Annotated in this window: 11 protein-coding genes and 1 pseudogene; 2 read left to right on the forward strand and 10 right to left on the reverse strand. The window is 73.6% G+C overall.

Features of this window, described 5'->3' with window-relative positions:
• Positions 1-771 precede the first annotated feature (771 nt).
• From ACYVPE_RS36925 to ACYVPE_RS36970, 10 genes and pseudogenes are all read right to left on the reverse strand, one after another.
• The gene (locus ACYVPE_RS36925; protein WP_461038205.1) at positions 772-2718 is read right to left on the reverse strand and encodes an AMP-dependent synthetase/ligase; all 1947 of its coding nucleotides are present in this window, start codon (positions 2716-2718) and stop codon (positions 772-774) included.
• 209 nt (positions 2719-2927) lie between these two features.
• Complete coding sequence (locus tag ACYVPE_RS36930; protein ID WP_461038206.1) at positions 2928-3434, reverse strand: hypothetical protein; 507 nt, start codon at positions 3432-3434, stop codon at positions 2928-2930.
• A gap of 59 nt (positions 3435-3493) precedes the next feature.
• Positions 3494-3718 carry a DUF7848 domain-containing protein gene (locus ACYVPE_RS36935; protein WP_461038207.1) on the reverse strand — a complete coding sequence of 75 codons (225 nt, stop codon included), beginning with the start codon at positions 3716-3718 and terminating at the stop codon, positions 3494-3496.
• The gene (locus tag ACYVPE_RS36940; protein WP_461038208.1) at positions 3718-4185 is read right to left on the reverse strand and encodes an ATP-binding protein; all 468 of its coding nucleotides are present in this window, start codon (positions 4183-4185) and stop codon (positions 3718-3720) included. Before ACYVPE_RS36940 ends, ACYVPE_RS36935 begins: the two co-directional genes overlap by 1 nt.
• A 282-nt stretch (positions 4186-4467) precedes the next feature.
• On the reverse strand, positions 4468-5805 hold the full coding sequence (locus ACYVPE_RS36945) for a dicarboxylate/amino acid:cation symporter (RefSeq protein ID WP_461038209.1): 1338 nt from the start codon (positions 5803-5805) through the stop codon (positions 4468-4470).
• A gap of 348 nt (positions 5806-6153) precedes the next feature.
• On the reverse strand, positions 6154-6444 hold the full coding sequence (locus ACYVPE_RS36950; protein WP_461038214.1) for a DUF4229 domain-containing protein: 291 nt from the start codon (positions 6442-6444) through the stop codon (positions 6154-6156).
• A 747-nt stretch (positions 6445-7191) separates the two neighbouring features.
• Positions 7192-7719, reverse strand: a pseudogene (locus tag ACYVPE_RS36955) (GNAT family N-acetyltransferase); the annotation flags it as partial.
• A gap of 50 nt (positions 7720-7769) precedes the next feature.
• Positions 7770-8936: an aminofutalosine synthase MqnE gene (gene mqnE / locus ACYVPE_RS36960; protein ID WP_461038210.1), complete on the reverse strand. Its 1167-nt coding sequence runs from the start codon at positions 8934-8936 to the stop codon at positions 7770-7772.
• A 58-nt stretch (positions 8937-8994) separates the two neighbouring features.
• Positions 8995-9456, reverse strand: a complete 462-nt coding sequence (locus tag ACYVPE_RS36965; RefSeq protein ID WP_461038215.1) for an Lrp/AsnC family transcriptional regulator — start codon at positions 9454-9456, stop codon at positions 8995-8997.
• Positions 9457-9566: 110 nt separating this feature from the next.
• Positions 9567-10256 (reverse strand): UbiX family flavin prenyltransferase, encoded by a 690-nt coding sequence (locus ACYVPE_RS36970; protein WP_461038211.1) that lies wholly within the window; start codon positions 10254-10256, stop codon positions 9567-9569.
• A gap of 121 nt (positions 10257-10377) precedes the next feature.
• Between ACYVPE_RS36970 and ACYVPE_RS36975 the strand changes: the two genes are divergently transcribed.
• Both ACYVPE_RS36975 and ACYVPE_RS36980 read left to right on the forward strand, forming a co-directional pair.
• Positions 10378-11655: a hypothetical protein gene (locus ACYVPE_RS36975; RefSeq protein ID WP_461038212.1), complete on the forward strand. Its 1278-nt coding sequence runs from the start codon at positions 10378-10380 to the stop codon at positions 11653-11655.
• A gap of 46 nt (positions 11656-11701) precedes the next feature.
• A complete protein-coding gene (locus ACYVPE_RS36980) occupies positions 11702-12568 on the forward strand; it encodes an Fpg/Nei family DNA glycosylase (RefSeq protein WP_461038213.1) in 867 nt (288 codons plus the stop codon).
• Positions 12569-12648 lie beyond the last annotated feature (80 nt).

A 12648-nucleotide genomic window follows, 5' to 3' on the forward strand; every position in this document is an offset into this window, starting at 1 on the left:
CTGCGCGCGGGCGCGAAGCCGCACGGCGGCGGCCGCGATCGGCGGACGCCGTGGTCCGGCCGGGCCGCCAGGGGCGGACCAGCGCCGAAGGCGCGACCGGTGCGAGCCGTCCGCAGGCGGTCAACACGCCGCGGGCACGACGGACGGCGGCGAGGCCGCGGTCCGCTGCGGCGCGGCGGCGGAGCCGCCGGAATCCGCCGGCGCACCGGAGCGGTGACCGTATGGCCATCGAGGGTTGGGGCCACAGGCCCCGGCGCCCGCGCATAACGCGCCCCAGGCGCGGGACGCGGCGCCGGAGTCCGCGGCCGCGCGGGAGCGATGGCCGTGCGGCCATCGGGGACCGGGGCCGCAGGCCCCGGAACATGCCCCGCAAGGGGGACGGCGAACACGCCGCAGGCGGCACGGCGAGCCGGGGCCGTAGGCCCCCGGCACCCGGCCCCCGCGCGTAACGCGCCGCAGGCGCGCAGTGCCGGGCGGCGGCGAAGCCGCCGGAGTCCGCGGCCGCGCGCCAGCGGTGACCGTGCGGCCATCGAGGACCGGGGCCGCAGGCCCCGGCACCCATGCCCTGCGGGCACGGCGGCGAAGCCGCCGGAGTCCGCGGCCGCGCGGCAGCGGTGATCGTGTGGCAATCAGGGACCGGGGCCGCAGGCCCCGGAACATGCCCCGCCAGGGGGACGGCGGCGAAGCCGCACCGCGCCACCACCGCGCCGCAGGCGCGGAACGCCGGGCGGCGGCGGAGCCGCCCGCCGCAGGCCGGCGGCCAGACCCCCGTCAGACCGCGCCGTCAGGGGCCCGGTAGAGGTGGTCGACCGCGTCGGCGTAGTCGCGGAGGATCGCCGTGCGGCGGAGTTTGAGGGAGGGCGTGAGGTGGCCGGAGGCGATCGTGAAGTCGCGGGGGAGGACGAGGAAGTCGCGGATCGTCGTGGAGCCCGCGCACTCCGCGTTGGCGTCGTCGACGGCGCGCCGCAGGTGGCGCAGGAGTTCGGGGTCGCGGACGAGTTCGCCGGCGGTGAGGTGGCCGCGTTCCATCACCTGTTGCCAGTGGGCCACGCCGTCCTGGTCCAGGGTGATGAGCGCGACCAGGTGGGGCCGGTCGTCGCCCACCACCAGGCACTGGCTGACCAGCGGGTGCGCGCGGAGGGCGTCCTCCAGCGGTCCAGGGGCCACGGTCTCGCCGGTCGCCGTGATGATGAGGTCCTTCTTGCGGCCGGTGATGGTGAGGTAGCCCTCGTCGTCGAACGAGCCCAGGTCGCCGGTGGCGAACCAGCCGTCCGCGTCGGTGGCCGGCACCACCTCGCGCCGCTCCGCGTCCCAGTAGCCGCCGAAGACCTGCCCGCCACGCACCAGCACCTCGCCGTCCCGCGCGATCCGCAGCTCCGTGCCGGGGACCGGCCAGCCGACCGTGCCGAGGCGTTGCGCGTTCGGCGGGGTGACGGTGGCGGCCGCGGTGGTCTCGGTCAGGCCGTAGCCCTCGTAGATCGAGATGCCCGCGCCCTCGAAGAACGAGCCGAGCCGGCGGCCGAGCGGCGAGCCGCCGCAGACCACGTGCCGCACCCGGCCGCCGAGCGCGGCCCTGATGCGCCGGTAGACCAGCGGGTCGTAGAGGGAGCGCGCGGCCCGCAGCCCCATGCCGGGGCCCTGCGCCATGCCGTGCTGCTGCGCCTCGGCGGCCGCGCCGTAGCGGCGGGCGATGCGGGCCGCCCGGTCGAACGCGCCGCCCCTGCCCAGCTTCTCGGCCCGCGCCCGGCCGCTGTTGAAGACCTTCTCCAGCAGGTAGGGGATGGCGAAGAGGAAGGTGGGCCGGAAGCCGGCGAGGTCGGCGAGCAGATCCTCGGTCCTGGTGCTCGTCGCGTGGCCGAGCCGCACCCGCGCCCGCACGCAGCCGATCGCCACCATCCGGCCGAGCACGTGGGCGAGCGGCAGGAAGAGCAGGGTGGCTGGCGGCTCGTCGGTCAGCTTCCTGAAGATCGGGTACAGCAGGGCGATCGCGTTGTCGATCTCGGCGAAGAGGTTGCCGTGGGTGATCACGCAGCCCTTGGGGCGGCCGGTGGTGCCCGAGGTGTAGACGATGGTGGCGGCGAGCCAGGGGGCGAGCAGCGCGCGCCGTTCGGAGACGACGGCGTCCGACAGGTCGCGGCCGGGGGCCGAGACGACGCCGAGGACGCCGCCCTCGGCCGAGATCGCGGTCAGCTGCCACAGGTGGTCGAGCGCCGGCAGTTCGTGCCGGACGGCGGTGACGGCGCGGGCCTCCTCGCCGCCCTCCACCGCGCAGGCCCGCGCGCCCGAGTCCCGCAGGATCCAACTCACCTGCTGCGGCGAGCTGGAGGGGTAGATCGGCACGGTGATCAGGCCGGCGGCCCAGGCGGCGAAGTCCAGCAGGGTCCACTCGTACCGGGGCCGCGACATGATGGCGAGCCGGTCGCCAGGGCGGAGGCCGTGGGCGATGAGGCCCTTGGCGACGGCCGTGACCTCGGCGGCGAACCGGGCGCAGCTGACGTCGTGCCAGGTGCCGTCGCGGTGCCGGCGGCTCAGCGCGATGTCGTCAGGCGCCTCGTAGGCGTTGACGTACGGCACGTCGGCGAGGCTGCCCTGTTCGACCGGCGGCACCAGCGGTGGCACCGAGACCCGCACCACCAGCCCGTTCTCGACGCGCAGCCGCGGCGGGACGGCGGTGTGCCCCGCTGGCGCGGTCGCGGTCGGAGTGTTCGGTTGTGGCATCTGGTCCTCCCGGTACGGCCCCCGTCAGGGGATTCCCCGGATTCTCCCGCTCGAACGGCTCGCTGACCGGCACTTTCACCGGATTCCCCGGGGGCCGGGACGGCTCGTCTCGCTGGTTCACCAAACGAACACACGCCACCCGCGCGACTGTTTCCGGCACGTGACTTTCCGTCACGCTGCCGTGCGGTGAAGGAATCTTCCGCCACGGCTCAGCGGCCCGGCCGCACCTCGTACGCGATCTCCAACGCCCCGTCGAAGCCTCGCAGTTCCGGGTAGGGCATCCCGAAGGCGACCCGGGCCGGCCAGTCGTCCGGGGTGTCGAGGAGCGTGAGCGGCAGCGGGTCGGTGTCGAATCCCTCGAAGGTCGCCGTCACGGAGCCGGTGTCCGGCGGCACCAGGATCATCAGCCCTTCGCCCTGGGCGCGCCCGCAGAGCTCGAAGTACTCCTGGTCCGCCTCCTCGCTCGGGTCGATCAGCGGCCCGCCACCACGGCCGCACGACTCCTCGGGCCGGAACCGCCAGGCCACGCCGTCCTCGCCTTCGGTGGCGGTCCGCGTCAACCAGACGTCGACGTCGTCCACCTCGCCGGCCAGGAAGTAGCCGTCGTCCCGCAGCTCTTCGGCGGCGCTCTCCTGGAAGAAGAACGCGTACGCCGCCCAGGCCGCGAGCCCCAACAGCACCGCGGCACCCCCCGCCGACCATGCGCGAACCCGCATCACGACCCCCCGTCGCTCCCATTAGCAAATGAGGTGGAGATCGTATGACCACTGGCAGATCAGGTCAACGGTCCGAGCCGCGTTGCTCGTTGAAAGGTCGTCGTGGTGGAGCGGAACCCGGTGTGGCCGGTGTGGGCCGCGTGGCGCAGGCACCACACCTCGGGCACCTCACGCGAGTCGGCGCCCGGCGACGCCTCGTCGCACGTGGTGCACTCCGAGGCGTAGATCGGCGGCCCGCCGTACGGGTCGAGCGACAGCGACCAGTCCGCGAACCGCGAGACCATCACGCCACACCACGGCCGGCGGTGACGTCGAACCGGCAGAACACGCTCTTCCCCCCGGCGTCGCGCGGCGCCCACCACGTCGCGTCCGCCAGGCTCTGCACGATGAACAGTCCGCGCCCGTGCTCGGGTAACAGGTCGAGGCCGCTGGGATCGCCCGACGGCAGCCGGGGCGGCGCCGGGTCCTCGTCCGCGACCTCCACGAACAGCCAGCGCGGCCAGTACCGCAGGGTCAGGCCGATCCTCCGCCGCCCGGTGACGTGCCGGACGGCGTTGCCCACCAGCTCCGACACGCACAGCACGACGTCGTCGAGCACCCACGGCAACTCCCAGTCGTCCAGCGTCTCCCGCGCCATGCGGCGAGCCACGGGTGGAGTCTCCTCGGAGTCGGCGAGCAGCGCGACGGAGCGGAAGCGGTAGGCGGTGGAGAACGCGGCCGGTTCCAGCGGCACCGGTCGCGCGGTCGGCATGGGCAGCTCTCTCGCGTCCGGTGACGGCGCCGTCATCGTGAACCCCCTCCTTGAGCCAAGCCAAGCCCTCATATGTTCAGTTGAGCCCGGAAGTGGTCCAATTCGGAACGTTCACAAGGGGGGTCACATACACACCAAGGGGGTTCACGTGGTGCGCGGTCAGCGCGCCCCGTGAGCCCCCCGGCGCGCGGGGGGCACCGAGGGCGCCTCCCGGGCGGAAACGGGCGAGCGGCGGTGGCCCGAGGCCACCGCCGCTCGCCCTTCGGGTCGCGGGGGCGCGTGCTACGCAGCCGCCCTGACCCCGACCGGCTGGTCGACGCCGTCGATCTCGAAGCTGGTGGCGTGCTCGTAGACCTCGCGGTCCAGGATGTCCTCCCGGGCCGCCACGATCACCGGCACGGCCGCCTGACCCGCCACGTTGGTGGCGGTGCGGATCATGTCCAGGATCGGGTCGATGGCCAGCAGCAGGCCGACGCCCTCCAGCGGGAGGCCCAGGGTGGAGAGGGTCAGCGTGGTCATCACCGTCGCACCGGTGAGTCCGGCGGTGGCGGCCGAGCCGATCACCGAGACGAAGACGATCAGCACGTAGTCCTGGACGCCCAGGGTCACGTCGAAGATCTCCGCGACGAAGATCGCGGCCAGCGCCGGGTAGATCGCCGCGCAGCCGTCCATCTTGGTGGTGGCGCCGAACGGCACGGCGAACGAGCCGTACTCGCGCGGCACGCCGAGCCGCTCGGTGACCTTCTGGGTGACCGGCAGCGTGCCGACGGAGGAGCGGGAGACGAAGGCCAGCTGGATCGCGGGCCAGGCGGCGCGGAAGAAGCGCAGCGGGTCGACGCCGGCCGCGAACCGCAGCAGCAGCGGGTAGACGCCGAACAGCACCAGGGCGCAGCCGAGGTAGACGTCGAAGGTGAACGTCGCGTAGTCGCCGAGCAGGTCCCAGCCGTACTCGTTGATGGACCGGCCGATCAGGCCCACCGTGCCAAGCGGCGCCAGCCTGATCACCCACCACAGCGCCTTCTGGAGCAGCGCGAGCGCCGTCTCGCCGAACGTGATCAGCGGGGTGGCGCGCTCGCCGAGCTGGAGCGCGGCCACGCCGGTCGCGGCGGCGAGGAACACGATCTGGAGCACGTTCAACTCGGTGAACGGCGTGATGATGTCCGTCGGGATGATGCCGGTCAGGAAGTCGAGCCAGGAGCCCTTGGTCTCCGGCGCCGAGCCGTCGGCCGGGGTGAGTCCCGTGCCGTCACCCGGGTTGGTGACCAGGCCGATGGTGATGCCGATGGCGACCGCGATCAGCGAGGTGGCCAAGAACCACAGCAGGGTCCGGCCGGCCAGCCGGGCGGCGTTGGACACGTTGCGGAGGCTGGTGATCGAGATCGCGATGGCGAAGAACACCAGCGGCGCGACGGCGAGCCGCAGCAGCTGGACGAAGGTGCCGCCGATCTCGTCGAGGGTGCGGCCGAGCCACTCGACCTCGGTGGCCCTGGCTATCCAGCCGAGCAGCACGCCGAGCACGAGGCCGAGCAGGATCTGGGCCCAGAACGGGGGCAGGGATATCCGGAATCTGTTTCCGTCGCGCGCGGGGGCGGCGTCCGGGGTGGGGGACGGGGTTGACACAGGGCACACTCCGGTCAGGGGTGAAAGACGTGGTGCGGGCGCGGCGCACGCGGCACGCGTGAGGGGTCGCTGAGGCTAGGGGTGGGTAGGCCTGGGTGAGGCGAAGGCGATCAGCGACAGGCCGCGGTGAGACAGCGGCAGAGATCGATGTGCAGGCGCGCCACGAGCAGAGTGCTCGGGTCAGAGAGCGGCGCGGCTGCGGTGTTCATGACGACGACGGTAGCACCAGGTTCCTGGCGCGTCATGGGGCTGATCACAACTCCCCACGGGAGATGGGGAGATGCGATCGGAGCGTGAGGCGGATCACTCCGCCGCGCCGTGGCGCGGCGCGGCGTTGCGTGGTTCTTGTCAGTCCTCCATGGACTGGTTGGCCTGCAGCCGGCCCTTGGCCCGCTCGATGCGCGGCACGATCTGCTGCGACATCGCGTCCCGCTGCCGGCGCAGCAGCACGAAGCTGAGCGGCGCCGAGACGACGATCGCGAGCAGGGTGATCCACAACGGATTCGCCGTCCCGAACGACTCGGGCAGCACGCCGACGTACGACAGCACGGCGATCACGACGAACGAAGCGGCGAACACGGCGAACCGCAGCGCGGTGTACCGCGCAGCGGCCCCTCGCCTGGCGGCGGGCCCGGCCAACTCGTCAGCGGCCGCAGGCTCGCTGGCGCTCGCCGCGGTGCCGGAAGTGGTCGACTCGTCGGCCGCTGGCGCAGCCGCGGAGTCGGCTGTGCCGGCCGGCTCGGCGGCGCCGGCGCCAGTCGGAGTGGCGGCCTCGTCGGTCGCGGACTCGACACCCTCGGCCGAGGCGGCCGCGAGGCCGTCGGCCTCGGCTGTGCCGGCCGTCGGGTCGGCGGAAGCGGTCACGTCGGCCGGCTTGGCCGGATCGGCGGTGACAGGCTCGGCACCGGCGCCCGAAGACCCGGCGGAGCCGGAGGCACCTCTCGGCTCGGAGTTCTCGGCCGCACCAGCGGCCGTACCGACCGCATCGGCGGAGCCGGAGGTAGCGGTCAGCTTGGCAACGTCGCCGGCCGAAGGCCCGGCGGAGCCACCCGCGCCGGCCGCGTCCAACGTAGCGGCAGCGTCATCGGCACCGGCGGCGGCCTTCGTTCCGGCCGGGCTGGCCAAGCCCTCGCTGCGGCTCACGGTGCCACCTCCTGGTCCCACGCTGACTTGTCCGGCTTTCGGCTGACGCTCCAGTGAAACACAGCCCTCACCGGCCACCCGCAACGGCCCCCGCAGGCTTCGGAGGCCAGCCGCCACGGCCCCGCACGGCCACCACGCCGGACCTCACCGCAGGGCTCCGGCCCGCCCCAGGCCGCCCGCCAAGGGCCCCGCAACGGCCCCCGCCGGCTCCTTCGAGGGCCGGTCGCCGGGCCGCCGCGGGCCCAGCGGGAGCCACATCGTGATGTCGTCGCGGTACTCGCCGTCCCCGACGTGGATCGCGTCGGGGACGCGGCCCACCTCGCGGTAGCCGCACGCCGCGTAGAAGCCTTCGAGGCCCATGCCGCCCCGGCAGGTCAGCCGGATGCCGGTGGCGCCCGGCGCCACCCGGTGGGCGGCCGAGGCCGCGGCCGCCAGCAGCTCGCGGCCCGCGCCGGCGCCCTGCAGGCGCGGCGCGACCATCACCGTGTTCAGCCACACCCAGTGCCCCATCAGCGGGTGGGTGTTCAGCTTCAGGAACGCCGTGGCGACCGGCCGGCCGCCGGCGGCGCCGCGTTCCGGCAGGCCCACCAGCAGCCGGGTGGTGCCCTCGGCCATCCCGACCAGGTGCTGCCGCAGCGCCGGCTCGACGTCGGCCGCCGTCACCGGCGGCAGGAAGCCGACCGCGCCGCCCGCGTTGACCACGTCAGCCCACAGCCCGGCCAGACCGTCCCGCAGCGCGGGAGTCACGCCCGGGTCGAGGACGAACCGCAGCCGGGCCCGCGATCCCCCACCGGCCGCCCGCCGAGGGCCCGGCACGCCGCTCACACCCGCATCGGCTGGGGCGACTCGCGACGCTCCGCGTCGGGGCCCTCGTACTCCCGCACCACCTGGTAGCGGGTGTTGCGCTCCACCGGCCGGAAGCCGGCGTCCCTGATGAGGTCGAGCAGGTCGTCGCGGGTGAGCTTGTCGGGCGTGCCGAAGTTGTCCGCGTCGTGGGTGATCTTGTACTCCACGACCGAGCCGTCCATGTCGTCGGCGCCGTGCTGGAGCGCCAGCTGCGCGGTCTGGACGCCGTGCATCACCCAGAACACCTTGACGTGCGGCACGTTGTCGAAGAGCAGCCGGGAGACCGCGAACGTCCGCAGCGCCTCGGCGCCCGTCGCCATGGTGGTCCTGGCCTGGAGCCGGTTGCGGACCTTGCCGTCCTTCATGTCCACGAAGTCGTGCTGGTAGCGCAGCGGGATGAAGACCTGGAAGCCGCCGGTCTCGTCCTGGAGCTCGCGCAGCCGCAGCACGTGGTCGACGCGGTGGCGCCGCTCCTCGATGTGGCCGTAGAGCATGGTGCAGGGCGTCTTCAGGCCCTTGGAGTGCGCCAGGCGGTGGATCCGCGACCAGTCCTCCCAGTGGGTCTTGTGGTCGACGATGTGCTGCCTGACCTCCCAGTCGAAGATCTCCGCGCCGCCGCCGGTCAGCGACTCGAGGCCGGCGTCGATCAGCTCGTCGAGGATCTCGGACGCCGGCATCCCGGAGATGGTCTCGAAGTGGTGGATCTCGGTCGCGGTGAACGCCTTGAGCTGCACCGACTCGGGCAGCGCCTCCTTGAGCGCGCGCAGCGAGCGCGGGTAGTAGCGCCAGGGCAGCGACGGGTGCAGGCCGTTGACGATGTGCAACTCGGTGAGCTGGTCGTTCTCCATCGCCCTGGCCAGCCGCACGGCCTCCTCGATGCGCATCGTGTACGCGTCCTTCTCGCCCGGCTTGCGCTGGAACGAGCAGTAGGCGCACGAGGCCGTGCACACGTTGGTCATGTTGAGGTGGCGGTTGACGTTGAAGTAGACGACGTCGCCGTTCTTCCGGGTCCTGACCTCGTGCGCGAGGCCGCCGAGCCAGGCCAGGTCGTCGGACTCGTAGAGCGCGATCCCGTCCTCCCGGGACAGCCGCTCACCGGCGTGCACCTTCTCCTCGAGATCCCGCTTGAGCCCCGCGTCCATGTGACCGCGCCTCCCTCTCCACCGGCGTGCGGCGGCTCACCACCGCCGGGACACGAGACTACGCCCGCGGCCCGTCCGACAGGTCGCCGACCCGGTTCTCCCACTTGGTGGACAGCACGATGGTGGTCCTGGTGCGCGAGACGCCCTTGGTGGAGGAGAGCCGGCGGATGGTGCGCTCGAGACCGTCCACGTCGGAGGCGCGGACCTTCAGCATGAACGAGTCGTCCCCGGCGATGAACCAGCAGTCCTCGATCTCGGCCAGCTCGCGCAGCCGGCCGGCGGCCTCCTCGTGGTCCACCGAGTCCGACAGCTGGATGCCGATCAGCGCCGTGACGCCGAGGCCGAGCGAGCGCGCGTCCACCGTGGCCCGGTAGCCGGTGATGACGCCGGCCGCCTCCAGACGGTTGATCCGGTCGGTGACGCTGGGGCCCGACAGGCCCACGAGGCGGCCCAACTCGGCGTAGGACGCCCGGCCGTTCTCCCGCAGAGCCTGGATCAGCTGCCTGTCCACCGCGTCCATCGTCACAGAGCCTTCCTCATTCCCTGGTCGATTGCACAGACGAATCTAAGGCACGCGCGGCCGCCGACCTACGAGTGGTGGGCCGAACGGGCCTCGCCACCTCACCCGTCTCACTCCCCCCGGTGGCCGCCGGCCTCCCCGAGCGCCCCCCGCCACCGCCGGTAGAGGTCGTGCTCCACCCCCGCCGCGTCGAGCGCCCGGCCGGCCACGAAGTCCACCACGTCCTGGATGTGGCTCGCCCCCGCGTAGAACGCGGGCGACGCGGGCAACACCACCGCGCCCGCCTCGTCGAGCGCCACCAGCTGCCGCAGCGTCTGCCCGGCCAACGGCGTCTCGCGCACCACCACGACCAGCGGCCGCCGCTCCTTCAACGTGACCGACGCGGCCCGCTGCAACAGGTCCTTCGACAGGCCGAGCGACACCCCGGCGACCGACGCCGTGGAGGCCGGCACGATCAGCATCCCCCGCGCCCGGTACGAGCCGGACGACGGGCCGGCCGCCAGATCACCAGGCCGCCACCACCGCACCGCCTCCCCCGACAGGTCGGGCAGCCGGTCGAGGAACGTGTCGGGCTTGCCGTCCGCGCCACGCGCCAGCCAGCTCCGCAGATCGGCCCGCCAGTGGCCGTCCCTGACCGATATGCCCGTCTCGTCGAGCAGCGTCAGCCGGGCCGCCCGGCTCACCACCAGATCCACCGACTCGCCGGCGGCGAGCAGCGCCCGCAGCACCGCCGCCGCGAACGGCGTCCCCGAGGCGCCCGAGACACCGACGATCCACGGCTCACGCCGAGCTTCCTCCATAACAGCAGGCTAGACGGCACCACCGACAGAACCGACGGGTGCCGTTAGCTAACAACCGGCTTACCGGACGGTGACGCCTCGGCCACAGGGGGCACTCCAACGCGGGGCTCGATCGTTGCCCGTGGAGACTGGACCCGCGTCCCCGGACGCAGGACGAGCCGCCAGGTGTCCCCGACACCAGCCCCCACGGACCAGGAGTGACGCCATCAGCACCCGCCCGAGCACCCGCCCGCTCCTCCAACGGCTCGCCGCCATCGGCGGCGTCGCGCTGCTCACCGCCGCGACCGGGGCCTGCCAGGTGATACAGCAGGCGCGCGCCGGCCTCGAGGTCTCGGACGCGGTGGACGAGCTGCTGTCCTGGGAGGCGCTGACCGTCGGCGCCACCCTGGAGGCGACCCCCGAGGAGGTCTACGCCTACCTCCAGCGCGCCGCCGCGCGGGACGGCGGTGGGCTCCAGCCGTCCGCCGACCAGGCCAGGCTGCTCGCCGACCTGGAGCTCACGGTCTCGGTCGGCGACCCGGAGCGCGAGACCCAGATGCGCCGCCTCGACCCGGACGACCCGCTGGACGGCGCCATGACGGTCAACTTCGGCGGCCGGGACGTGGCGGGCCTCAAGAACATAGGAGAGCGCACCTACGTCAGGATCGGCGGCGAGGCCATCGTCGACGACGTCTACGGCGGCGGCGAGGCCGCCGTGGCCCGCGCCCAGCGCTTCGAGTCGGACGCGGCCGAACTCCCCGACTCGCTCACCGCCGCCCGCAACGCGCTCTCCGGCAACTGGGTCGAGATCGACCCCGACCGCTACCCCGACTACGCCACCGCCCTCGGCGACGGCGGCGAGGTCAGCGAGGACACCTCGGGCCGGCTGGCCGGCGCCCTCACCGACGGCGGCGAACTGCTGGCGCCGGAGGCGCAGTGGGAGTTCGTCGAGACCCTGCGGTCCACGCTGCGGGCCGAGGCGTCCCTCAGCCCGGCGGGCGAGCAGCGCGGCGCCGAGCTGGTCGACGTCGAGATGGCCGCCGACGACGCGCGCCGCGCCCTGGCCCCGCTGCTCGGGCTGCTCACCGCGCAGACCGAGCGGTTCGGGCTGCCCCCGCTGATCTCCGAGCCGGGCGATGGGCAGGAGGCCCCCCTCGAGATCCGCCTGGAGATCCGCAACGGGGTCCTCACCGCCGCCACCGTCGACCTCGGCCAACTGGCCGGCCCCGGCGCCGGCTCCCTCCCGCTCCGGCTGGCCCTCACCGGCGGCTCCGCCCTCTCCCTCAACCCGCCCGACCCGGCCGACGGCCAGCTCACCCCCGAGGACCTGACGGTCGCCCTGCTCTACCTGGCGCAGCTCGACGAGGCCCGCGCCGAGGACGACGACCGCGCCGACGTTCCAGGGCCCATGCAGCCGTGACGCCCGACACGTCCCGGATCGACCGGGCTGCCCTACCCTGGGAGGCATGCCCGAACTCCCCGAGGTCGAGGCACTGCGCGAGTTCCTGACCGGTTCGGCCGTGGGCCACCGCGTCCGCCGCGCGATGCCGGTCGCGTTCCACGTCCTGAAGACCTACGATCCGCCGCTCGGCGCGATCGAGGGCCAGCCGATCACGGCCGTCGCCAGGCACGGCAAGTTCCTCGACCTCACGGTCGGCGAACTCCACCTCGTCGTCCACCTCGCCCGCGCCGGCTGGCTCCGCTGGCAGGACGCCCTCCCGGCCGCCCCGCCACGCCCCGGCAAGGGCCCGCTCGCCCTGCGGCTGGCGCTCGACACCCCCGAGGGCGCGGGCTTCGACCTCACCGAGGCCGGCACCCAGAAGCGGCTCGCGGTCTACTGCGTCCGCGACCCGGCCGACGTCCCCGGCGTCGCCCGCCTCGGCCCCGACCCGCTGGCCCCCGACTTCACCGTCGCCGCCCTCGCGGCCCTGCTCCGCGACGAGAACCGCCAGCTCAAGGGCGTCCTCCGCGACCAGAGCGTGCTGGCCGGCGTCGGCAACGCCTACTCGGACGAGATCCTGCACGCCGCGCGCATGTCACCGTTCAAGATGGCCAACCGGCTCGACGAGGCCGAGACGACCACGCTGTACGAGGCCCTGACCGACACGCTGCGCTCCGCCGTCGCCCGCGCCAGCGGGCTGGCGGCCGGCCGCCTCAAGGCCGAGAAGAAGAGCGGCCTCCGCGTCCACGGCCGCGCCGGCGAACCGTGCCCGGCCTGCGGGGACACGATCCGCGAGGTGTCGTACCGCGACTCGTCGCTCCAGTACTGCGCGACGTGCCAGACGGCCGGCAAACCACTGGCCGACCGCCGGCTCTCCCGGCTCCTGAAGTAACCGCCGGGGGGTTCCCGCCGCGCGGTGCTCCCCCACCCACCCGCCCTTCGCTGGCGCTCCGCGCCGGGGTTTCCCCCACC

It is taken from the genome of Streptomyces mayteni, from assembly GCF_054783955.1.

Coding starts and splice junctions, on each gene's coding strand:
- ACYVPE_RS36980 (WP_461038213.1), top strand. CDS start 11,702: ATGCCCGAACTCCCCGAGGTCGAGGCACTGCGCGAGTTCCTGACCGGT.
- ACYVPE_RS36940 (WP_461038208.1), bottom strand. CDS start 4,185: ATGCCGACCGCGCGACCGGTGCCGCTGGAACCGGCCGCGTTCTCCACC.
- ACYVPE_RS36935 (WP_461038207.1), bottom strand. CDS start 3,718: ATGGTCTCGCGGTTCGCGGACTGGTCGCTGTCGCTCGACCCGTACGGC.
- ACYVPE_RS36925 (WP_461038205.1), bottom strand. CDS start 2,718: ATGCCACAACCGAACACTCCGACCGCGACCGCGCCAGCGGGGCACACC.
- ACYVPE_RS36970 (WP_461038211.1), bottom strand. CDS start 10,256: ATGGAGGAAGCTCGGCGTGAGCCGTGGATCGTCGGTGTCTCGGGCGCC.
- mqnE (WP_461038210.1), bottom strand. CDS start 8,936: ATGGACGCGGGGCTCAAGCGGGATCTCGAGGAGAAGGTGCACGCCGGT.
- ACYVPE_RS36930 (WP_461038206.1), bottom strand. CDS start 3,434: ATGCGGGTTCGCGCATGGTCGGCGGGGGGTGCCGCGGTGCTGTTGGGG.
- ACYVPE_RS36965 (WP_461038215.1), bottom strand. CDS start 9,456: ATGGACGCGGTGGACAGGCAGCTGATCCAGGCTCTGCGGGAGAACGGC.